The sequence below is a fragment of the Hymenobacter armeniacus genome (assembly GCF_014699055.1).
GTDB lineage: Bacteria > Bacteroidota > Bacteroidia > Cytophagales > Hymenobacteraceae > Hymenobacter > Hymenobacter armeniacus.
Genome location: NZ_JACXAC010000002.1, coordinates 721,584 through 743,390 on the forward strand (window position 1 = coordinate 721,584; position 21,807 = coordinate 743,390).

Genomic DNA, 21,807 nt, shown 5'->3' on the forward strand with positions numbered 1-21,807 from the left:
GCATCACTGCCTGACCCTTGCAAGGGTCTTCAAAAATTGGTCTTCAAAAATTAAAATCCCACCCTCTTAGCACGTTGCTTATGCGCTTCAACTTCTTCTCCCGAAACCGCGCCCCCACCACCGTCAACCACGAGGGCGCGCCCGCCTTCACGCTCACGCCCCAGGTCGAGCTGTATGCGGCCGTGGCCACGGCGGCGCTCAGCGACCTGTTCTACGAAAAAGCCGACACCCGCCTGACGCGCCTGCGTGAATTGGTGGCCAAAAACGAGCCGTTGTTCGTGGCTCAGCTGGCGGTATACGCCCGCGAAAGCCTGCACTTGCGCTCGGTGCCGTTGGTACTGTGCGTGGAGCTGGCCCGCCTGCACCGCGGCGACAGCCTCCTGAGCCGCCTGGTGGCGCGGGTGGTGCAGCGCCCCGACGAAATCACTGAATTGCTGGCCTATTACGCCCAGGCCAACGGCCGCGGCGGCACCAAAATCCTCAACCGCGTCTCCAAGCAGCTACAAAAAGGCCTGGCGCTCAGCTTCAATCGTTTCGACGGCTACCAGCTGGCGAAGTACGACCGCGCCGGGGCGGTGCGCCTGCGCGATGCCTTGTTTGTGGTGCACCCCAAAGCCCGCGACACAGCCCAGCAGGCCTTGTTCGACCAATTGGTGCGCGGCGAATTGCCCACGCCCTACACTTGGGAAACCGAGCTGTCGGCGGTGGGGCAGCAAGCCTTCACCACCGAAGCCGAGCGGCAAGCGGCCATCCGCCAGACCTGGGAAACGCTCATTGCGAGCGGCAAGCTGGGCTACATGGCCTTGCTCCGCAACCTACGTAACATCCTCGAAGCCAATGTTTCGGCCGCGGCGATGGAGCGGGTGTGCGATACCCTCGCCGACCGGTTTGCGGTGGCGCGCAGCAAGCAGCTGCCGTTCCGTTTCCTGGCCGCCTACCGAGAGGTGAAAGCCGTGCAAAGCGGCCACGTAGCCGGCGTGTTGGCGGCCCTGGAAACGGCCATTGCGCACAGCGCCGTGAACCTGCGCGGCTTCGGGCCCGACACCCGCGTGGTGGTGTCCTGCGACGTGTCGAGCTCCATGCAGCAGCCCATTTCGGCGCGCAGCAAAGTGCTGCTCTACGACGTGAGCCTCGTGCTGGGCATGTTGCTGCAAAGCCGCTGCCAGCACGTGACCACCGGCATGTTCGGCAACACGTGGAAGCGCATCAGCCTGCCCCGCGGGCCGGTGCTCCGCAACGTGGAAGAGTTTTACCGCCGCGAAGGCGAGGTGGGCTATTCCACCAACGGCTACCTCGTGGTGCGCGACTTGCGCGAGCGCCGGGAAGTGGTCGACAAAGTGATGGTATTCACCGACGTGCAGCTGTGGAACAGCACCGGCGACGGCGGCACCCTGGCCCAGGAATGGGCCGAGTACCGCCGCACCGTGGCCCCCGGCGCCCGCCTCTACCTTTTCGACCTGGCCGGGCACGGCACCGCCCCGCTGGAGGTGCGCCCCGAAACGGGCGTGGCCCTCATCGCCGGCTGGTCCGACAAAGTATTCGACGTGGTTCAGGCGCTGGACAACGGCGGCTCGGCACTCTCGGAAATCGAGAAAATCGACTTGTAACAACCACGCTGAACGGCCGGGCAATAAAGCGGAACCCCCGGCCGCCGCGTATTCGCGTCTCGGCATTGAACGATGATTTCCTGGACGACGCCCAAATGGCGCAAACGACGAGACGCGAATACGCGTCTCTACGACGGTGGCGAAGCCCCTCACTAATAATTTTTTCCTAAGCGAGAGCCTCTTAATCTACTACCTGCCGAAAGGCAGAATAAAAAACACGCTCATGACGTTAAAACACAGACTCCACGACTAGGAAGACGGCTGCCCAACAGGGCAGTCGCCGACCGGAACGGGCGCCCGCTGCGGCAGCCCGTTCCACCTCGGTGGCATCCGCATGGTTCAGGTGCCGTAGGCGGGCGATACTTCGTTGGTTGAAATCTGACTATTAATCAGAGAGATTGGGTTCGAATCCCCTGCTGTTGCCTCGGCAACAGCTGACGCGCCAGCTGCTTGTTGCCCTGAACTGGCGGATGAAGCCGAGAAAAAATACGTTTCCGGGTGGGTGCCGTAGCCGGGCCTTCCTTCGCACCAACCTCAGGTGCGGTCGCGGGTTCGACTCCCGAAGTGCTGCCGCCAGGCAGGGCGACTGCAAATTGGTAGGGCCGCACCAGCTGGCCGGGCGCCTGTTGCCCCACGCCGGAAACTTCATGTCTAATCCCTGTCCGGGTGTCGTAGCCCGGCCATACTTCGCACTTTTAATGCCCAGGACGCGGGTTCAAGTCCCGCCGGTAGTTGCCGCAAGGCTGTCGCCGTAGCTCAGTTGGTTAGAGCAGGATATCGGAGGCCGGGCGCCTGTTGCCCCGGGCAGGGATTTTGAGAAATTGAACGAAGTAGAGACGCAATATTTTGCGTCTCGTCGTCAGGAAATCGTCCGGCGAGTCGTTCAACGAGGAGACGCGAAGTGTCGCGTTTCTACACCTCAGCCGGATGCCGTAGGCTTGCGTTCCTTCGACCTGTTAAGTCGCCTTTTGGCTCAACGCAAGTCGCCTGTCGCTCCGGTTTTTAGCTGATAAAATGGGCCGGTGCCGTAGCACCGCCATACTTCGTTCAGGTCGATGGGGTCGCCGGTTCGATTCCGGCTCGCGGGTTTCGGCCCGCGGTAGCTCAGTTGGTAGAGCACATATGTGGGCGGTGCGCCCTGTTGCCCGGTCCGTTTTATCTATTTTTTTCATCAACGAACGAGACGCGAATACGCGTCTCTACCTCGTGCAACGACCATGTTATGGCCACTCTTTTACGCGGCAACGACCTTCGCACCCTCGGGTTTCCCGAAGGCCGGGCCATTGGGCTCGCGCTGGCTCAATTGCAGCGCAAGCACCTCAAAAAACTCTCCCAAACCGACCAGCTTGCCTTGCTGGGTCAACTGTTAGCTAATCCCAAAGACTACCTCACCGACCTCGACTGGAGCCACACCGCGGCGGCCTTGCTGCCGACGCCCTCGCGGCACATTGCGCTGGTGGAGCGCAAGCCCTACGCCACGTTCGGCGCCGAGCACATCGACCCCAGCGCCATTCACCAGATGGAAACGGCCATGAAACTGCCCGTGACCGTGGCCGGCGCCCTCATGCCCGACGCCCACCACGGCTACGGCTTGCCCATTGGCGGGGTCCTGGCGACGGATAACGCGGTGATTCCCTACGCCGTGGGCGTCGACATCGGCTGCCGCATGGCCTTGTCGGTGTTCGATTTGCCGGCCAAGTACCTCACGCAACGCGTGCAGGAATTGCGGACGGTGTTGCTCAATAACACCCGTTTCGGCTCCGGCCGGGGCTGGGAGCGGGGGCAGCGCATGGCCTCGGCCGTGCTGGAGCGCGACGAATTTCTGGAAATCCCTTTCCTGAAAAACAAGCGCGACAAAGCCGCCGAGCAAGTGGGCACTTCCGGTTCCGGCAACCACTTCGTGGAGTTCGGCATTGTCGAAATCACCGAAGCGGAAAACGAGCTGGGCGTGCCGGTGGGCCAGTACCTGGGCGTGCTCTCGCACTCCGGCTCGCGGGGCCTGGGCGCCGGCATTGCCGAGCACTACACCCGCCTGGCCAAAGACGTGTGCCAACTGCCCACCGAAGCCCAGCACCTCGCCTGGCTCGGCCTCGACACCGAAGCCGGCCAGGAGTACTGGGCGGCCATGAACCTGGCCGGCGACTACGCCTCGGCCTGCCACGCCCAAATTCACCAGCGCTTGGCCAAAGCCCTGGGCGAGCGGCCCGTGGCCAAAGTGGAAAACCACCACAACTTCGCCTGGAAGGAGCGGCTGGCCGATGGCCGCGAGGTGGTGGTGCACCGCAAAGGCGCCACGCCGGCCGGCGCAGGCGTGCTCGGCATCATCCCCGGCTCGATGACGGCGCCTGGCTTCATCGTGCGCGGCCGGGGATTGGCGGAGTCGTTGGCTTCGGCCTCGCACGGCGCCGGGCGGCTCATGTCGCGCACGCGGGCCAAGGCGGAGCTGACCGAATCGGGCGTGCGCAAGCACCTGGCCGAGCACGGCATCGAGCTCATCGGGGGCGGGCTTGATGAGGCGCCGATGGCCTACAAGGACATCCACACCGTGATGGCCAGCCAGCGCGAGTTGGTGGATGTGCTGGGCTCGTTCACCCCAAAAATCGTGCGGATGGACGGGGCGTAGGCCACGGCACTTTTCACCTAACCGGTCCGGCTGAGCGCAGCGAATCATCTCCACCGCAGGAGTAATCAAGTCCCTGCAACCAAGCAACAGAGATGCTTCGACTGCGCTCAGCACGACGGCCTTGTTTGTTTTTTGGCTACGCTGTTGAATGCCAACGTAGGCGCAGTTTTCAACAAAAAAGTTGAGCTGCTCTGTAAAGCATGCTAATGGAATTGATTCTGCCCAAGCTACTTAGCAATAAACCTGGCGTTGTTTAGCAACACGTAATGAAAAAGACACTTTCCGCGTGGTCATTTTCCGAACTGAATGCGCTGAAACAGCGTATTTAAGGCGTATAGCAAACATGCTGGCTGGCTTAGCAGCCACTCGCAACGGCCGTGTTTGGTATTGTGGGCATTGCTTCGCTTCTTGCCCCGGAGTGCGGACACCAGCTGCTGGCCAAGCTGAGGAAACACCAGAGCCATCAAAAAAGCCCCGTCGGTTGCTACTGACGGGGCTTTTTCATTTCTTCCGAAGCCGGAAATCGCCCCAGGGCCCGCATACAGCAGGCTTGCTACTTTCTCCTTTCCGCCCATGTCGAACCAGATTCGCGGCAACGACCTTCGCAAAATCGGCTACCCCGCGGGGCCGGCCATTGGCCGCACCCTTGATGTGCTGGCCCCACAGCCTTTCAGCCTATTAAACGACAATAAAATCCAACCAGCCAAACCAATTACCTGCCATCTGGCGTAGATACTGCCAAGTCTTCTACAGGAGACAGTTGTTTTCATAGCTAGGAAAGCCTTCCGCCACTGGCGGAAGGTTTTTTATTACAAGCTGCAAATCAGCTGTTTTGCCTTGCTTGCGCATTTATCGACAGTAAACGTATTCCTACTATTAGGCAACAAAAAGCCCCGACTGCACGCAGTCGGGGCTTTTTGTTGGAAAACCCTATGGTTTCGCAGCAGAGGCTACTCGACCACCAGGCGTTTCACCACCAGGCCGGCGGCGGTGCGGGCCTGCACCGAGTACACCCCGGCGGCCAGGTTGGCCACGGGCAGCTCCAGCGTTTCGGCCGCGCCGGGGGCCAGCGTGCGCGTGAGCACCGTGCGGCCCAGGTTGTCGACCACCGACACCGGCGTGGCTTGGGTGCCGCGCAGGGCCACCGGCAGCAGCAGCGTGGCCGCGCCGTGGGCCGGGTTGGGGTACACGCTGGCCAGCTGGGCCAGCGCGGCGGGCGCCGTGGCCAACACGCGGGCCTGCGTGGTGAAGAGCACGGCGTAGCGGCCGCCGGCTGCGGCGTTGGGCGCCAGCGAGAGGCTCAGTGCGGGCGTCGCGGCCAGGTCGGTGTAGGTGCCGCTGAGGGCATCGCGCAGGTAGGCGTGGTAGCCGGCGGGCAGGTTGGCCAGGTTATCGACGGCCAGGGTGTAGGTGCCGGCCGTGAGCGAAGCCACTTGCAGGGGCAGCAGCACGTCGGCCCCGGTGAGGGCGGGCTGGCCGTTGATGGCCAGGGCTTCGGCGCTGGCCTCGGTGGCCAGAGTCAGGCCGTTGGGGGCCGGCAGGTGGTAGGCGTCGAAGGCGCGGTCGAAGCCGGCGGTGGCGCCTGCTTCAAAATAGATGGCGGCCTGCGTGGCCACGGCGGCGTTGCTCAGGCTGAGTTTCAGCTGCGGACGGGTGTCGGCGGTGCCGCGCTGGAAGGGCGTGGTGTCGTAATTCGTCACGCGCTCGGCATTGGTGAAGCTGATGCTGCCGCTGCCCCCGGTCGTGCTGGTGCGCACGAAAAAGCCCTGGGCCACGGGCAGCAGGTTGGTGCCGCCGTTGGTGCTCTGGCCGTTCACGTAGCTGGCGTAGCTGCCGGTGTACTGGCCGCTGCTCTTGAAGACATACAGCGTGTTGTCGACGTTGGTGAGGCGGCCGTTGTTCACCACCAAGTTCCAGTCGAGGGCCGAGGGGTAGGGGTTGCCGCGCAGGTGCCAGCCGCTTTGGGCCTGCGTGCCGCGGGTGAGGCCGTTGACCGACAGGGTGCCGGTGAAGGGCACGCCCACGAAGTCGACCACTTGGCCGGCGCCGATGTTCACCGTGTAGCCCTGCGAGACGATGAGCAGGCTGTTGAGCGCCGGGGGCGACATAAAGCCTTTGTCAAAGTCCGTGGAGCCGGCGCCGCCGCTGGTGTTCACGCGGGTTTCGTTGTAGCTAAATACCGTGGGGAAAGGCACCACGGTATTGCCTACTGTGTTGTAGTTCGGGTTCACCACCGGCGTGAAAGTGCTGGTGGCCAGGTCGGCCACGGTAGAGCTTTGCACCGGCGAGCTGAAGTGGCGGTAGCCCAGGCCGGCGTTGCGGGTGGGGTCGATGTAGCGCTGCACGGTGGCGGCGCCGTTCACCACGCCGCCGGTGTTCACCACAATGGCCGTGCCGGCTGCCGAGGAAAGCAGCGTCAGGGTTTGGCCGTTGGTAATGAGGTCGCCTGCTTGCAGCACCACGCGTTGGGTGATGCTCACGGCTTGGCTCAGGGTGAGGCCGGCCGCGTTCTGAACGGCCAGGTTCAACACCCGGCTGGGCAGGCCCGGGCCCGTCACCTGGGCCGCGGTGCCGGCATAGCCATAGCTGGCGTCGGGGCTGAAGGTGCGCGTGCCCGACACCTGGATGGCGCCGGTGGCGCCCGTGGCGGCAATGCCCGCCGGGTCGCAAATGACTAGGTTAGCATTGGCTTGCAGCACGAAGCTGCCCGTTCCGGTAATGGGCTGGCAGTTCTGCACCAGGGTGCCGCCCGTTTGCACGGTCAGGGTGCCGGCCACCGTGAGCGGGCCCGTGAGGTTGGCCAGGCCCGTGCTGGTGATGGTAACGTTGTTGTAGTTGCCCTGCACAGGTTGCGTCGTGCTCACCGTGAGGTCCGTGAGCGGGGCGGCCGTGGTGGAGAAGCTCACCGTGGCGGCGCTCGAAGTGGCCCCGCCAGCGCAGTTGCTCACGATGCTCACCGTGTAGGCGGTGCTGGGGTTCAAGCCCGTGAAATTGACCGAAGTAGCGCCGGCCGGCAGCGTTTGCGTGGTGGTGGCCGGCGAAGTCGTCACGGTGTAGCCCGTGGCCGTGCCGCTGCCGGTGAAGCTCACCGTAGCCGAGTTGCTGGTGACGTTGCTGGCTACCAGGCCCGAGGGGGCATTGCAGGGTGCCGCGTTCACGGTGAAGGTGGCTGGGGCCGATGTCCCGCCGCCGGGGCCGGCAGTGGTCACCGTCACGTTGTAGGTGCCGGGCGTGGCTTGGTCGGCGGCGGTGAGGCCAATGGTGAGTTGGGTAGCCGACACGAACGTGGTGGTGCGGGCCGTGCCGTTGAAAGTTACCTGCGAAGCGCCGCTCACGAAATTGGTACCGGTCACGGTCAACGTTTGCGGGGCGGCGCCGGCCGTTACCGAAGCCGGCGACAAGCTGGTGATGGCCGGAGCGGGGTTGTTTACGGCGAAAGTGGCCGGGGCCGACGTGCCGCCGCCAGGAGCGGGATTGGTCACGGTCACGTTGTAAGTGCCGGCCGTGCCGATATCGGAGGCCGGAATGCTGGCCGTCAAGCTGGTGCCAGAGACGAAGGCGGTGGTGCGAGCCCCGCCGTTGAAATTGACCACGGCGCCCGACACGAAGCCCGTGCCCGTTACCGTGAGCGTAAACCCGGCGCCCCCGGCCGTGGCCGAGTTCGGGCTGAGGCTGGTGATAGCCGGGGCCGGATTGGGCGCGGCCGTGGTGAAGTCGATGGTGACCGGCGCGGCCGTGGCGCCCGCGGCGCAGTTGCTCACGATGCTCACCGTGTAGGTGGTGCTGGGCGCGAGGCCCGTGAAGCTGACCGAAGTGGCGTTGGCCGGCAGCGTCTGGGTGGTGGTGGCGGGCGCGGTCGTCACCGTATAGCTCGTGGCCGAAGGGCTACCCGTGAACGTCACCGTGCCCGAGGTGTTGGTAACGCCCGAAGCGGCCAAACCGCTGGGCGCGGTGCAAACCGGTGCCAGCGTGGTGAAGGTGGTGCTTACGGTGCTCGACGACAGCGCGCCCGCGAAGCAGTTGCTCACGATGCTCACCGTATAATTCGTGTTGGGCGTGAGGCCCGTCAGCGTCACCGGCGAAGAAGTCACGGTTTGGGTGGTGGCGGTGCCCCCGGCGGGCGTCACCGTTACCGTGTAGTTGGTAGCTAAGGCGTTGGGGGTAAACGTGATGGTGGCCCCGGTGCTGGTCACGCCGCTGGATGCGGGGGCGGTGGGCGCGTCGCACACCGGCGCAGCGATGGGCACGGCCAGGTCGAACACGTTGAAGCCGGCCGACTGGGCCGTGGGAATCACGGTGCGCTTGTTGTCGACCACGCCCGTCTGCAGGTTCACGTCGAACAGGTTGGTGCTCGAAATGCCGCTGCCGTTGGCCACCGTCGTTTGAATCAGGTAGCCCAACGTTGAGTTATTCGCAATATCAAGGCCCAGGGCCAGCGAGTTGGTCAGGTTATCAAAGCCGTTGAACACAAGAGTGGGCGTGGTGCGCGTGAGCGTGCCAGCGGCCGGTGGTACTTGCGTGGTCAGGATGTTGCCGTTGGCCTTGTCGAGGTCGTAGAGCGTGGTGCTGGTGCTGCCGATGGTGGAATTGGTGTAAGCCGCCGTCACCACTCCCGGGGTGGCCGGGGTGCCGCCAACGTAGGCCAGCGGCATGTCGGTGGCCACCAGCGAGCCGTCGACCGGGCTGATGCGGTAGTTGTTACGGTTGCTGCTCAGCACCCGGATTTGGTCCGCTACGGGATTGAAATCGAAGCTAATGTTGAAGATGAACAGCGGGTTGGTGGGTTGGCCCAGGTCCAGCGACAGGCCCCCCCCAACCGGCGTAACCACCCCGGTGGTCACGTTCACCGTGTAGAGCTGCGTGTTTTTCACCGCGTTGGTGGGGTCAAAGGCGATGGTGGCGTCGTAGCCCAGGGCGTAAAGCTGCCCGGTGAGGGGGCGCGAGTCGATGCCGACCAGCTTCTGCCCTCCCAGCACACCGGCAATCTTCACCGGAAAGGCGGCGGGGTTGGCATTTCCGCCGGCGTTCGCGGTGAAAAAAGTGATGAGGCCCTGGTCGCCAACGACCGCCCCCGCCGGGAAGAACAAGGTGCTGTTAGGGGCGATAGGCTGCGTAGCAGTACCCAGGCCGTAAAGTGTGGTAGCCTGGGCCGGCGCTTGGGCCCGAACGGTAGCAACGCTTCCCAGCAGCAACGCGGCGCACCATAAATAGCGAAGTTGCCGGCCGAGGGCCGACAGCGCAGGTAAGTTTGTGGTCATGTATGAAGATTTAAAGGTTGGAAAGAACAAAAAAAAGCTCATTGCAAGCATCAGCAGGGCCTAAAAACGCCATTGGCCAAGGTACGTGGTTCGCGTAAAAGAAGATGCCCGGCGCCGGCCGCCCAACAGAGTGGCCGGCACCTCACCGGTTCCGGAAAACACCCCACCACCTTGCCTGGCAGCGTGACTACCCCGCCGGTTAGCTATTATGAATTTACCGAAATCGTTTGGGATTTCGCAATTCGGGGCCCAGTGCCGGTTCAGCTCAGCACCCGCACCACGTCGCCCACCCGAATGGTGCCGCCCTGCGCAATGTGCGCCGTGAGGCCGCCGTGGCCGCGCATGGCGTTGTAGCCGCCGGGGCCCAACTCTTCCTCCATGCGCGAGCAGGGGTGGCACTCGCCGGTAATGTCGAGAATGACTTCGTCGCCGATTTGAATCTGGCGGTTTTTCAGGGCCAGCAGGTTCAGGCCGCTCACGGCCAGGTTGCGGCGCAGGCGGGCGGGGTCCAGTGGCGCGTTCAGGCCCAGGTAGCCGGCCACCGCCGCCAAGTGTTCCTGCTGAATGAGCGTGACTTGGCGCTTGCCGCCCGTCTTGGGGCGGGCGTGGTCGCCCAGCATGTGCGAATCGGTTTTGAGCTCGGCTTCGGGCACCGAAAGCAGGGGCTCGCGCCGCAGCGGACGCTGGCCAATCCACTCCAAGCGGCCGGTTTGGGGCAGGGTGGCCAGCAGGCGGGCCACGGTCGATTTATCGTCGCCGAAGAAGGGGAAAGGCATGGGCGGAGGTACGCGGGCGCCGGGGCCGGGTTACAGTTCGTCGGGCGTGCCGAAGCCTTCCCGGATTTCGGTGTGCCGAATGAGGCCGCCCAGGTAGCCGGCCCGCGCCAGCAGGCCGAAGCCAGCGGCGGCCACCGCCAGCGCCGCCCACGCCACCAGCACCGCGCGCGGCGAAGCCTGCTTGAGCAGGAGCAGGCCAAACAGGGCCAGCGCCGCCGCCGTTTCGAGCACCCAAAAGCCCAGCTCGGCCGCGCCGGCGTGGGTTTGGATGAGGGCGCGGCTCACGCGCGGCAAGTCCTGCACAATGGCCGCTGCCCCCTCACCCGTGAGCTGAGCCGGCAAACACAGCACTCCCGCCGCCAGCACCGCCACCAGGCCCGCTTTTATCAGCGAAGCGTTGCGCTGCACTAGGCCCGCGCCCAGCAACACGGCCGAAAACAAGCTGCCCATTATCGGCAAATGGTTGACGAGGAGGTGGAGGTGGGCTTGGTTCATGCTGTGTGTAAGGTGGGGCTTGGCCCTGCGCTGCTGGCAAAGCTACAAGCCGTTGCAAAGCCCGGCGCTGGCACGCAACCGTTCGGGCCCCGGCGCGACTCTTTTAATTGAACTGCTACCTCCCGGAAATCGTTATTTCAGCAGCCCCGCCCGTGGTTGCCGAGCCCGCCTTTTTGCCGGCGCCTCCGCAATGTGAGCACGGGCGCGGCCGTTAGACAAAAGCGCTGGTAGCCTGGCTGCTTTCGGTGCTGCGTCGCAGTTGTTCTGAGTGCCGGTAATGGGGCCTTTTTCTTGGCCTGATTCTCGTAATTGGCACTTCAGTTGCCTAGGTTTTAGTCAGTAGTCATTCACCTTCCGTCTTTCGCTATGGCTTTGCTCCCTCGCTTTTTCCGCCGGCTCGCCGCTCCGCTGCTGCTGGCGCTGCCTATTGGTTTTACTTCTGCCGCGCAGGCCCAAACGGCCCCGGCGCCCACCGACGTTATCCGCGAAATCACCGACGCCGTGGGCCTCAAAGCCCGCTTCGAGCTGCGGGCCACGCGCGACGTCGACAACGCCGCGGCCGTGGTGTACAACGGCAAGCGTTTTCTGCTCTACAACCCCAATTTCCTGAACGACATCAACCGCGCCGGGCACACCGACTGGGCCGGCATCAGCATCCTGGCCCACGAAATGGGCCACCACCTCAACGGCCACACCCTGCGCGCCGGCGGCTCGCAGCCGGCCGATGAGTTGGAAGCCGATGAGTTCTCGGGCTTTGTGCTGCGCAAGCTGGGCGCCAGCCTGGCCCAGGCCCAGGCCGCCATGGCCACCGTGCCCGACGATGGCGGCTCGGCCACGCACCCCGGCCGGGCGCCGCGCCTGCTGGCCATCGGCCAGGGCTGGCAGCGGGCCAACGGCCAGATTGTGGCCAGCGCCCGGTCGGCCGCGCCCTCGGCCGCCCCGGCCGTGGTGGCCGCCAGCCGTCCGCAGGCCCCCGTGCGCCCCGCCGTGTATGACAGCACGCCCGTGCGCCTGTTCCCCACCGAGGAAGCCGACCAGGACGCCCGTGAAATGGTGGCCATCAACCAGGCCAACGGCAACGCCGTGAAACTGGTGGGCCAGCTCACTTTCCGCAATGACCCCAGCCGCCGCTACTACCTCACCAACGCCCTGAAAGTGGTGCGCGTAGACGACGAGGACAACGCCGAAGAAGTGGGGCGCATCACGCGCACCACCAGCCAAACTTTCCCCTACGTGCTCACCGATATGCAGCAGCGCCGCCTGTTCATCACGGCCCGCGGCGACGTGTACGACAAAGCCGGCCAGCGCGTGGCCAAGCTGCACGACCCGTCTTAATTCACTGTAGAGTACCTGAACAATGCCCGTTTGCGCAAGCAGGCGGGCATTGTTCGTTTGCAGCGGCTTTGCCGTTCCTTCGCGGTTTCATTCCGCCCACTTGTTCTGCTGCACATGCTCCCGTTTCTGCTTGTCGATGCCTTTACCACCGAGCCCCTGCGCGGCAATCCCTGCGCCGTGGTGCTCGACGCCGACGACCTCGACTCCGCCCTGCGCCAGCGCCTGGCCCGCGAGTTCAATCAGTCGGAAACGGCGTTTGTGAACCGGGCCGCGCCCGGCAGCACCGAATTCACGGTGCGCTATTTCACGCCGGCCGAGGAGATTCCGCTGGCCGGCCATCCCACCATTGCCACCGTGACGGCGCTGCTGCACGCGGGCCGGGTGGCGCTGCCGGCCGATGGCTCCCCGCTGGTGCTCACCCTGCAATTATCGGGTGGGCCCATTCGGGTGGATGTGCTGCCGGGCGCGGCCGGCCAGCCGCCCATGGTCTGGATGACCCAGCGCCGACCCGTTTTCGGCGCCGTTCACGCACCCGAAACTGTACTACCCCTTTTCGGCCTCACGCCCGACGACCTGCTGCCGGGCGCGCCCATCCAGACGGTGAGCACGGGCACGCCGCAGCTCATGGTGCTGCTGCGCGACCACGCCGCCCTGCGCCGCGCGCACGTGGCCGATGCCGCCGGCCTGGCGGCCTACCGCGCCGCGAGCGACTTTTTCAGCCCGCACTTGTTTTGCCTGGGCGGGGCCACGCCGGCCGGCCACACTTTTGCCCGGCACTTTGGCACACCGCCCGACATTTCGGAAGACCCCGTGACGGGGTCAGCCACGGGCGGCATGGCGGCGTATTTGTGGCACCACAGCTATTTGCATTCGCCGGAGTTTATCGCCGAGCAAGGCCATGACCTGGGCCGCGCCGGCACGGTGCAGGTGCGCATCAGCGGCCCACGCGAGGCCATTGAAGCGGTGCAGATTGGCGGGACGGGGGTAGTGATGCTGGAAGGCGGATTGCGCGGGGATTTGTAGGGAGTGCGGTGCAACTCCGCACCGGATTGGGCTGTTAGCAAAGTGGAAAAAGTTGGTCATGCTTCGGCTCCGCTCAGCATGACCGGTTTATGTCAAACGCTCAGCCTTTCCCTCTCCGTGCCCGAATTACCCGAAGTCGAAACCTACCGCCGATTTATTGACGAGCTGGCCGTGGGCCAAACCATTGCCGCCGTGCAGGTGAACGATGCGCACGTGCTGGCCACGCCCGAAGACCAGCTGCGCGCCGGCCTGGTGGGCCGCACCATCACGGGCACCAGCCGCCTGGGCAAAAACTGCTTTTTGGAGCTCGACAACGGCCACGTGCTGGTGCTGCACTTCGGCATGACCGGCGACGTGGGCGCCTACCGCGACGAGCCCGACGCCCCGCGCTTCACCCGCGTGGCCCTGCACCTCGAAGATTCCGGCCTGCGCCTGGCTTTCATCGACCCGCGCAAATTCGGCCGCATCCGCTTGGCCGACAGCGCCGCCGCCCACCAAAAGGCCAAGAAAATAGGCCCCGACGCCCTGGAAATAACCGCCACCGAGCTGCACCAGAAACTCAGCCGCCGCAAAACGCTGCTCAAACCTTTATTGCTCGACCAGAGTATCACCGCCGGCCTTGGCAACTGGATAGTGGACGAGGTGCTGTTTCAGGCCAAAATTCACCCCGAGCGCATCGGCGCGACCCTGACCGAAAAGGAAGGGAAAGCCCTGCACAATGCCGTGCAGCTGGTCCTAAATACGGCCATCAATCAGGAAGCCAACTACCGGCATTTTCCGGCCAGCTTTCTCATTCACGCCCGCGAGTGGGACACGTCGGCCACGCCCGCCAGCGACGACGCCCACACTTTCTGCCCGCGCCACAAAAGCGTCAAAATCGACAAATACTACGTGGGCGGCCGGGCCACCTACACCTGCCCCAAATGCCAGCCCGCGCCGGCCTCAGTGCATGTTGCCGAGGCTGCCGGCGACAATAAAAATGCCTGAGCACGCCCCGAACCCCACAATAAGCACCAGCAACATGCTCACGAAGTAGGGCGCGGCGCCCACATCCTCGGGGCCGCCGCCCAAGTGCGCAAAGGCCAGAATCAAGTTGTAGAGCGCCTGGCCCAGGTAAAAAAAGCCGAACAAGAAAATGCCGGCATCGACCCCCATGTTCGCGGCCGCTCCCAGCACCACAGCCGCGGCCAGCAGAATCAGCAGGTTGTTGCGAACGATGCTGCCAAAGGTGGGCTTGTTCATAAGCGCATGGGGCTAAGCGAAGTTTAATTAGCAAAGAATGACTTTAGTTATCAATGCATTGCTGGCATGCTGCCGCAATTGTGCACCATCAGTAGCAGAACCAGTATTATCAGCGTAAGCGCTAGCATACAACCGGGCATTAACGATTCCTTCTTTTTTGGCGGTTCCATTATACAATTCCGATTCGCTCGGCCCGTAGTTCCTCCAGCCGGGCCAGCTTCTCCTGGTCGCGGTAGAAGATGTTCATCGTCTCGAAGGGAATAATTTTCAAGTCCTTGCTCACAATGTGCACGCAGGATTTCTTCACGGCCCGCACGTCGAAATTATGCGCGTCCATGAATTGCAGAATGATGATGCGGAACAGGTTTTCGTAGCCCAGATTGGGGGCCGATACCTGCGGCAGGCAGCATAACAATTGGTTGATTTCGGGCACCACCGTGTCCACGGTATTGGCCGTGCTGAACAGCTTAAGCATGTGCTGGCGCAGGCGCGGGTCGCGCTCATACACAATGGTGTTGCCGGCGTTGGTGAGCAAGTCGGCGGGGTCGACGTAGCGGGTGAGGGGGAAGACTTCGCCGTCCAGTTTTAGGGCGTAGGCCATGGCCAGCGCGTCGGGGTTGCAGGGCACGGGCAGCAGGTCGTCGGCAGTGAACACCGGGCTTTGGGCGATGATGCCCTGGCGCACTTCGGTGAGCGAAAACGAGTCGGTTTCGGGGTTGAAATTGTCGAGCCGCCCGGCGGCCTGCGTGGGCTGAAACGTGACGCCGCGAATGCATTTCTGCTTCAGGGCGTAATCGATGATGTCGCCCATCTCGTCGTCGTTCAGGCCCTTCTGCAGCGTCACCACCAGCGTGGTGCTGAGGTTGTATTTGTTGAGGTTTTCGATGGCTTTTTGGCGCACCTCGCGCAGGTCGCGGCCGCGCATAGTCAGCAGCACGTTTTCGCGGAAGGAGTCGAACTGCAGGTATACCTCGAATGCGCCTGCATAGGTGGCCAGCCGCGCCACGAAGGCCTCATCCTTGGCTAGGCGCACGCCGTTGGTGTTCACCATCAGGTGCTTGATGGGCTTGCGCTTGCACATGTCCAGGATTTCCCAGAACTGCGGGTGCAGCGTGGGCTCGCCGCCGGATATCTGCACCACGTCGGGCTCACCCTCGTTGGCCACCACCAGGTCCACCATGGCTTCCACTTCTTCCAAGGTGCGGTGCCGCCCGTGAGTGGGGCTGCTTTCCGCGTAGCAGGTGGGGCAGGTGAGGTTGCAGCGGTCGGTTATCTCGATGACCGTAAGGCAGCTGTGCTGCTCGTGGTCGGTGCACAGGCCGCAGTCGTAGGGGCAGCCGAAGTGCGTGGCTGCGTTGAAGCGGCGCGGTGTTTCGCTGGGCTTCACATAGTTGCGGATGCTCTTATAGTACTCAATGTCGGTAGCAATGCGCACCTTTTGCCGCCCGTGCTCCGGGCAGCGCTTAAGCATGTACACGTTCCCGTCCTCAAAGACGATTTTGGCCTCGATGCGGCGCAGGCAGTGCGGGCACAGGCTGATGGTGAAATCGTAGTAGGTGTAAGGGCGTTCGGGCATGGTAAGTAAGCTACTTAACTTTGAAACTTCTGTTAAATCCAAAGCTTATTATATTGTCAAAGACTGATTTAGCTCTGTTGTACAGCCAGTCAAAACCTACAATTTTTAAAACCCCCTGGGTTGACTCATTTTCTTTCCTCAACTGCTCTTTCTGTATTTCTGTCAAGTTGCTTTCAAGGCCAATAATTACCAGACAAGTCGGTCGCCATATTTCAGGAAACTTATTTTTTGCATATAAATGGTTATCAATTGCCCAACTTCTGAAATCAAGCGCCTGTCTTTTCGCATGGGTAGCTGCTGCTGATAAGTTGCCTGCCTTTGTGATTATTGCTTGAGTAGGTTTTTCGATTTCTACAACTGTATATGTATTGTCGATTGCTCTGATAAGAAAATCAGGTACAAGATTTTCTCCAAATCTTGGTTTAGACCATATATTGGCAGAAAAAGGCTCTAACAAGAAATTGTTATTTTCAATAAATTCATGATATGTTTGTTCACTGTGGTTCTCTTCTATTAAGCGTTTAAAAGACTCTACACCGCTCTTGTCAAAATGAAACCATCTAGCAACCATAGCTGCGAAAAACGTTTCCTTGACTTTTTCATTCATTGTGAATTGCATGCCCATCATCATGCCAATGGGAAATAAGTCGTCTTTTTCTACTTCAGTCATTAATTCAAGCAAGCCTTCTCTTGCAGCTCTAATTGATGATTCTTCTTTGGATACCTTTAAAATTTTTGCCTGTTCAATTTGACGATGGAAGGGATGTTCCTCGAGATGGCCAGATGCAACGCAACTGAGAATATTTGTTACATTAAGAATATTTCTGTATGATGGATTTACTATAGTGTTTCTGACTAGCTCGTCTATTCCATTTGAACCCCAATTAATTATTGCGAAGCAGGCTGTCATTTGAAGGTCGCCTTTGAAAGTGATGCCACCATAGTCGCTATCAGCTAGCTCAGCAACCAAATTCATGGATTTAGAACTATTATCAATAATCAAGTCTTTTAACAAGCTACGGAATATATTAATATCCCATTGACCGTCTAAAACATCATGAACTCTATCTTTTAAGGCTTTCATCAAGTTATTCATTAAGATTTGCTTTTCTATTATCCCACACCCAAACATAATACCCCAGCCCCGCCACGCACGCCCACTGAATGGCCGTGAGCCCCAGCCCCGGCAGCGCCGCCGTGGGCTTGATGAATTCCACCAGCAGCCGGAATAGCAAATAGCCGCTCAGAAACAGCTGAAACCGCCGCCCATCGGCCAGGGGCTCGCGACACCGTTCCAGCAGCCACAGCAGCAGTGCCAGCGCCCCCAGAAACAGGATTTCGTACAGGTTGGTGGGATGGCGGCGGATGCCGTCGCCGAAATCAATGCCCCAGGGCAGGGGAGTGGCCGTGCCGTAGGTGCCGTCTTCGAGGCCGCTGAAGAAGCAGCCGAGGCGGCCAATGGCCAGGCCCAGCAGGAGGGGAAACACCATGAGGTCGCCGCTGCTGGCCGTCACGCCTAAGCGCTTTTTGGTGAGTTCCACGCCGATGAGGCCGCCCAGAAAGCCGCCCACGATGGTTTTGTTGGTGAAATAGTAGAGCCAGCCGCCGGGCGGGTGCGCCAGCAACTCGGGGTGTTCGAGCAGGCCCAGCAGGCGCGAGCCGAGCAGCGCCCCGGCGGCCGCGCCCACAAAAATCCATTGGCGGTGCGCGCTGCTGATGCGGTCGGCGTGGCCGGCGCGCAGGTGCGTATAGAGGCGGTAGCCGAGGGAGTAGGCCAGCACCTCGCACAGCAGGTGCACGGGCAGGCGCGCGGGGCCCAGGGCTAGCTCGACGGGAAAATGCATTACGCAAATATGGATGCCCGTTCGCAGTGGCGCTTATTTTTAGGGCCGTATTTATGCCCGTGGCCCGGTTGTTTGCTTTGCGTCGTTTGCCTTTCCCCAGCGTGCTGCTGCTGGGCATAGTGGCCCTGTTGGTGTGGGGCGCGTGCAACAATCGGCACGAAGTCTCGGCTTGCTGCGGCGAGCGGGTGGTGCGCGTCGACAGCCTAGCGGCCTCGCTGCCCGACGCCCCGCCGCGGCTCTACCTCACCATTGGCCTTCGCAACAACGACCCCGACGCCGCCCGCCTGGAAAGCGTGCGCGGCGCCCTGCTTTTCCACGGGCTTTACTGGAGCAACTTTTACCGCCCCCGGCGCCGCAACCTAATGGTGCCGCCCCAGAAAGAGTTGTTCGTGCCCCTGGTGCTGCGCCTCACCGACTCGCTGGCCTGCGACCCGAAGCTGCTGCCCAGGCTCCGGCAGGCCCTGCGCCAGGGCACAGCCGGCAATTCTACGCTGCGGCTGGAGTTGCACGTCAACCTTTTTCTGAAAGATGAAGAAGGCTATTTAGAGGATTCAGGCGAGGAAATCTCGCTGCCGGCCATGAGCACCGCAACGAGGCACCCAAAACGGTGAAGCTGAGTAAAGATGGCAATCTAATGTCTTAAAAACATGGGCTTAAACGACTGATTTGTAATAATTACAGAAGGAAGTAAGTGGTTTGATAAAGTCGAATTCTGCGACATATTTATATTGACAGCAGTAGCAGCACTTGTACTATTGGAGTAAATAATTTCTACTCCACCAGTGCCCTGCTATGAAGCAACTTATTACACCTCTAGCTCACGTTCCCGGGTTGCTGGGGCTGTTTCGTCGGCGGACGGTATCTGCTGTAGTTGCCTGGGTGGTGCTGGCCGCTTTCGGGCCGCTCGTGACGGGCTGCAACTACTACCGCACCAAAACCCAGCCGGCCGACAAGGAAACGGTGAATCTGCTGGCCCAGTCGAAAACCTTCGTGGTGCACCAGGGCAGCACGGAATGGGTGCTGCGGCAGCCCCATTTCAACGGGGAAGCGCTGGAAGGCACCCGCGAGTCGGCCACTGGCACGCTGGCTAAATACAGCGAGCTGCCAACCGGCCGCAAAACACCGCGCTATTTATCGAAGGAAAAAAAGGTAGCGCTGAACATCGTGCACGTGTACGTCAACGACGCGCAGCCCGGAGCCGGCGACCAGGTGAGTATTCCGTTTTCGGCCATCAAGCAGATTGATTTGGTGGAGAAGGACTCGGGCCGCACCACCGCCTCCTACGTGCTGGGTACGCTGGGCGTCACGGCTGGGGTGTTTGCGTTGCTGCTGGTCATTGTGGCCCTCACCAAAAGCTCGTGCCCCTTTGTGTACGCCTTCGACGGCCAGACCTACCATTTCGAAGGCGAGGCCTACGGCGGGGCCATTTTCGCCCCGGCCGAGCGCGACGACTACCTGCCGGTGCCCGCCCTGCAGCCCGAGGGCAATCAGTATCGTCTCAAAATCAGCAACGAGCTCAAGGAGCGTCAGTACACCAACCTGGCCGAGCTGTGGGTGGCCCAGCACCCGGCTGGCACGCAGGTGTTGCTCGACCAGCGCGGGCAGGTGCAAACCCTCACTGCCCCGCAGCCGGCCACGCAGGCCCGCACCCTGGGCGGCCACGACTGCACCGCCCAGCTGCAAGCCGCCGACCATAGCGTGGAGCTGTTCAATGAATACCTGCCCGGCCACGCCCCCAACGAAGTGGTGCTGACCTTCGCCAAGCCCGCCGCTGCGCGCCACGGCAAGCTGGTGCTACGCGCCCAGAACTCGCTGTGGCTCGATTACCTCTACGGCCGGTTTATCGAGAAATTTGGCGCGGCCTACAACGGCTGGGCGGCCCAGCAGAAAACCCAGCCCGCCGCCATCAACCGGCAGTGGGCCCTCGACCAGCACATTCCGCTGCAGGTGTACGTGGAGGCCGGCCAGGGCTGGCAGCTGGCCGAAACCATTCCGACGGTGGGCCCCCTGGCCGCGCGCGACGTGGTGGTGCCGCTTGACTTTCCTGCCTCGGCCACCGGCACGGTGCGCGTGAAATTGTCCTGCGGCTTCATGTTCTGGGAAGTCGACTACGCCGCCCTCGACTGCAGCCCCAACGTGCCCGTGCAGCTCGACAACTGCCGCCTGCAAAGTGCCCGCACCGAGCGCGGCGACGACGCCCGCGCCGCCCTGCGCGCCGCCGACACCATGCGCCTCAAGCAACTGCACGCCGGCACCGTGGTCGACCTCGCCTACGAAACCCGGCTGCCCGCGCCGGCCGCCGGTATGCGCCGCACGGCGTTTCTGCACACCCGCGGCTACTACGAGCACGTGCGCGAGTTCACCGGCCTGCCCCAGCTCACCGAGCTATACGCCTTCAAAAAGCCAGGCCGCTTCGTGGCATTTTCCAAGGAAGAATACCGCCGCGCCAGTCAGCAATTTGCCCCCGCCATCGCCCAACGCTAGTGCCCATGGAAGCTACGCTCATCACCGACCTGCCCTTTCTCGACGCCGCTGCCACCGAGGCGCCGGTCGTCACGCCCACGTTGCCGCCCGCCGTCATTGCCTCGCGGCTGCAGCGGGCCTGGGCCACGGCCCTGTTTTACCTCACCGATGCGCGCCTGCTCTGGCGGTTTATGCGCTCGGGGGCCCGCATGCAACTGGCCAAAACGCGCATTGAGGAGCTCAAGCGTGCTTACTACGGCGCGCTGCAGGTGAAAAAGGTGGCCCGCGTCGACGGCCGCTATTTCCGCGAATACTTCGCGCCCGGCATGCCCAGCGCGGCCTACGACACCTACATCGCCTCCACGGTGAACCGGCTGGTACCTTTCCGCGGCGACGCCGACACGCTGAATCTGGTGTTTCTGGCCATCACCAAAAAATGCCCGCTGGCCTGTGAGCATTGCTTCGAATGGGATGCGCTCAATGAGAAAGAAGTGCTTTCGCGGGCCGACATTCAGGACATGGTGGCCCAGTTTCAGGCCCGGCACGTGACGCAGATTTTCTTCAGCGGCGGCGAGCCCATGCTGCGCGTCAACGACCTGGTGGCCGTGGTGGAAGCCGCCCAGCCCGGCACCGATTTCTGGGTGTTCACCTCGGGCTTCAACTTCACCCGCGACAACGCCCAGAGCCTGAAGCGCGCCGGCTTCACGGGCGTCAGCATCAGCCTCGACCACCACGAGCCGGCCCGGCACAACGCCTTCCGCGGCTCGCCCGATGCCTACGCCAACGCTGTGCAGGCTGCGGCCCACGCCCACGAAGCCGGCCTGGTGGTGAACCTCTCGCTGTGCGTCACGCAGGACTTTACCACCCCGGCCAACCTCCTGGCCTACGCCCGCCTGGCCCGGCAGCTGGGCGTCACGTTCATTCAGATTCTGGAGCCGCGGGCCGTGGGCCACTACGCCGGCCAGGCCGTGGACCTGAGCCATGCCCAGGTGGCCTTGCTGGAAGAATTTTACCTGGAAATGAACTACGGCCCCGACTACCTCGACTGGCCGCTGGTGCACTACTACGGCTACCACCAGCGCCGCATGGGCTGCGGCGGCGCCGCCGACCGGTTCCTGTACGTCGACACCGACGGCGACCTGCACGCCTGCCCCTTCTGCCAGAAGAAAAGCGGCAGCGCCCTGTGCAGCTCCAAAGGCGGTTCGCTCGATGCAGCGTTGGCCTCGCTCAAGACCCGCGGCTGCCACCCGTTTGCCCAGGCCAGCATGTAGGATTGGGCCGCATTGAGGCGCAAAGGAGCGGCGGCGAACAACTTTTTTTCAAATTTTTTCGTCGGGGTCGCGTTTGGGTAAGCGGTAACAGAATGATGGCGTTGAAACCAATTGGTAATCAGAGAGGTGTTTGGTGGAGTAAGGTGAGGTGGACAACGGGTTTGGGCCCAGGGTTTGGTCGACGCAGACGGCCAAATGGTCGAGCGGCGGGAGCGAAGCTGCAATAATTTTGGCGCCGCCGGGGTTAACCACCCAGAAGCGACCCGCTGCAGAGGTGCGCTCCTAGCAGTTGAA

At 62.4% G+C, this 21,807-nt stretch carries 16 protein-coding genes; 9 read left to right on the forward strand and 7 right to left on the reverse strand.

The genetic code is table 11. The features are described from left to right. Positions 1-80 precede the first annotated feature (80 nt). The 3 genes from IC234_RS07490 (at position 81) to IC234_RS07500 (ending at position 4,962) form a co-directional block, all read left to right on the forward strand. Complete coding sequence (locus IC234_RS07490; RefSeq protein WP_190923224.1) at positions 81-1,607, forward strand: TROVE domain-containing protein; 1,527 nt, start codon at positions 81-83, stop codon at positions 1,605-1,607. A gap of 1,222 nt (positions 1,608-2,829) precedes the next feature. Beyond that, the gene (locus IC234_RS07495) at positions 2,830-4,230 is read left to right on the forward strand and encodes an RtcB family protein (protein ID WP_190923225.1); all 1,401 of its coding nucleotides are present in this window, start codon (positions 2,830-2,832) and stop codon (positions 4,228-4,230) included. A 573-nt stretch (positions 4,231-4,803) separates the two neighbouring features. Then, positions 4,804-4,962 carry a hypothetical protein gene (locus tag IC234_RS07500; RefSeq protein ID WP_190923226.1) on the forward strand — a complete coding sequence of 53 codons (159 nt, stop codon included), beginning with the start codon at positions 4,804-4,806 and terminating at the stop codon, positions 4,960-4,962. 218 nt (positions 4,963-5,180) lie between these two features. On the opposite strand, the gene IC234_RS07505 is transcribed toward IC234_RS07500, so the two are convergent. The 3 genes from IC234_RS07505 to IC234_RS07515 all read right to left on the reverse strand — a co-directional run bounded on the left by IC234_RS07505 (position 5,181) and on the right by IC234_RS07515 (position 10,759). After that, complete coding sequence (locus IC234_RS07505) at positions 5,181-9,488, reverse strand: DUF4394 domain-containing protein (protein WP_190923227.1); 4,308 nt, start codon at positions 9,486-9,488, stop codon at positions 5,181-5,183. 260 nt (positions 9,489-9,748) lie between these two features. Beyond that, positions 9,749-10,264, reverse strand: coding sequence for an MOSC domain-containing protein (locus IC234_RS07510; protein ID WP_190923228.1), 516 nt, complete (start codon positions 10,262-10,264; stop codon positions 9,749-9,751). Positions 10,265-10,294: 30 nt separating this feature from the next. Continuing rightward, the gene (locus IC234_RS07515; protein WP_190923229.1) at positions 10,295-10,759 is read right to left on the reverse strand and encodes a hypothetical protein; all 465 of its coding nucleotides are present in this window, start codon (positions 10,757-10,759) and stop codon (positions 10,295-10,297) included. Between the two features lie 366 nt (positions 10,760-11,125). On the opposite strand from IC234_RS07515, the gene IC234_RS07520 reads away from it, so the two are divergent. The 3 genes from IC234_RS07520 (at position 11,126) to mutM (ending at position 14,104) form a co-directional block, all read left to right on the forward strand. Beyond that, entirely contained in the window at positions 11,126-12,094 is a 969-nt protein-coding gene (locus IC234_RS07520) for a M48 family metalloprotease (RefSeq protein ID WP_190923230.1), read from the forward strand. 114 nt (positions 12,095-12,208) lie between these two features. Further along, positions 12,209-13,117: a PhzF family phenazine biosynthesis protein gene (locus IC234_RS07525; RefSeq protein ID WP_223827528.1), complete on the forward strand. Its 909-nt coding sequence runs from the start codon at positions 12,209-12,211 to the stop codon at positions 13,115-13,117. A 117-nt stretch (positions 13,118-13,234) separates the two neighbouring features. After that, entirely contained in the window at positions 13,235-14,104 is an 870-nt protein-coding gene (gene mutM / locus IC234_RS07530) for a DNA-formamidopyrimidine glycosylase (RefSeq protein ID WP_190923231.1), read from the forward strand. Here mutM and IC234_RS07535 read toward each other — a convergent pair. From IC234_RS07535 to IC234_RS07550, 4 genes are all read right to left on the reverse strand, one after another. Continuing rightward, positions 14,060-14,359, reverse strand: a complete 300-nt coding sequence (locus tag IC234_RS07535; RefSeq protein WP_190923232.1) for a hypothetical protein — start codon at positions 14,357-14,359, stop codon at positions 14,060-14,062. The genes mutM and IC234_RS07535 overlap by 45 nt on opposite strands. Positions 14,360-14,528: 169 nt before the next feature. Then, positions 14,529-15,935 (reverse strand): radical SAM protein, encoded by a 1,407-nt coding sequence (locus IC234_RS07540; RefSeq protein WP_190923233.1) that lies wholly within the window; start codon positions 15,933-15,935, stop codon positions 14,529-14,531. 10 nt (positions 15,936-15,945) lie between these two features. Next, the gene (locus IC234_RS07545) at positions 15,946-17,019 is read right to left on the reverse strand and encodes a Shedu anti-phage system protein SduA domain-containing protein (protein ID WP_190923234.1); all 1,074 of its coding nucleotides are present in this window, start codon (positions 17,017-17,019) and stop codon (positions 15,946-15,948) included. Positions 17,020-17,023: 4 nt separating this feature from the next. Then, positions 17,024-17,779, reverse strand: a complete 756-nt coding sequence (locus tag IC234_RS07550; RefSeq protein WP_190923235.1) for a prolipoprotein diacylglyceryl transferase — start codon at positions 17,777-17,779, stop codon at positions 17,024-17,026. A gap of 77 nt (positions 17,780-17,856) precedes the next feature. Here IC234_RS07550 and IC234_RS07555 point away from each other — a divergent pair, with 77 nt between their 5' ends. The 3 genes from IC234_RS07555 to IC234_RS07565 all read left to right on the forward strand — a co-directional run bounded on the left by IC234_RS07555 (position 17,857) and on the right by IC234_RS07565 (position 21,513). After that, a complete protein-coding gene (locus IC234_RS07555) occupies positions 17,857-18,390 on the forward strand; it encodes a hypothetical protein (protein WP_223827529.1) in 534 nt (177 codons plus the stop codon). A 181-nt stretch (positions 18,391-18,571) separates the two neighbouring features. Continuing rightward, positions 18,572-20,263, forward strand: a complete 1,692-nt coding sequence (locus tag IC234_RS07560) for a hypothetical protein (RefSeq protein WP_190923237.1) — start codon at positions 18,572-18,574, stop codon at positions 20,261-20,263. A 5-nt stretch (positions 20,264-20,268) separates the two neighbouring features. Further along, complete coding sequence (locus IC234_RS07565) at positions 20,269-21,513, forward strand: radical SAM protein (RefSeq protein WP_190923238.1); 1,245 nt, start codon at positions 20,269-20,271, stop codon at positions 21,511-21,513. Positions 21,514-21,807 lie beyond the last annotated feature (294 nt).

Bases quoted from the DNA above. Each gene is read 5' to 3' on its own strand.
- IC234_RS07490 (WP_190923224.1), top strand. From the start codon at position 81: ATGCGCTTCAACTTCTTCTCCCGAAACCGCGCCCCCACCACCGTCAAC.
- IC234_RS07495 (WP_190923225.1), top strand. From the start codon at position 2,830: ATGGCCACTCTTTTACGCGGCAACGACCTTCGCACCCTCGGGTTTCCC.
- IC234_RS07500 (WP_190923226.1), top strand. From the start codon at position 4,804: ATGTCGAACCAGATTCGCGGCAACGACCTTCGCAAAATCGGCTACCCC.
- IC234_RS07505 (WP_190923227.1), bottom strand. From the start codon at position 9,488: ATGACCACAAACTTACCTGCGCTGTCGGCCCTCGGCCGGCAACTTCGC.
- IC234_RS07510 (WP_190923228.1), bottom strand. From the start codon at position 10,264: ATGCCTTTCCCCTTCTTCGGCGACGATAAATCGACCGTGGCCCGCCTG.
- IC234_RS07515 (WP_190923229.1), bottom strand. From the start codon at position 10,759: ATGAACCAAGCCCACCTCCACCTCCTCGTCAACCATTTGCCGATAATG.
- IC234_RS07520 (WP_190923230.1), top strand. From the start codon at position 11,126: ATGGCTTTGCTCCCTCGCTTTTTCCGCCGGCTCGCCGCTCCGCTGCTG.
- IC234_RS07525 (WP_223827528.1), top strand. From the start codon at position 12,209: ATGCTCCCGTTTCTGCTTGTCGATGCCTTTACCACCGAGCCCCTGCGC.
- IC234_RS07535 (WP_190923232.1), bottom strand. From the start codon at position 14,359: ATGAACAAGCCCACCTTTGGCAGCATCGTTCGCAACAACCTGCTGATT.
- IC234_RS07540 (WP_190923233.1), bottom strand. From the start codon at position 15,935: ATGCCCGAACGCCCTTACACCTACTACGATTTCACCATCAGCCTGTGC.
- IC234_RS07545 (WP_190923234.1), bottom strand. From the start codon at position 17,019: ATGAAAGCCTTAAAAGATAGAGTTCATGATGTTTTAGACGGTCAATGG.
- IC234_RS07550 (WP_190923235.1), bottom strand. From the start codon at position 17,779: ATGCATTTTCCCGTCGAGCTAGCCCTGGGCCCCGCGCGCCTGCCCGTG.
- IC234_RS07560 (WP_190923237.1), top strand. From the start codon at position 18,572: ATGAAGCAACTTATTACACCTCTAGCTCACGTTCCCGGGTTGCTGGGG.
- IC234_RS07565 (WP_190923238.1), top strand. From the start codon at position 20,269: ATGGAAGCTACGCTCATCACCGACCTGCCCTTTCTCGACGCCGCTGCC.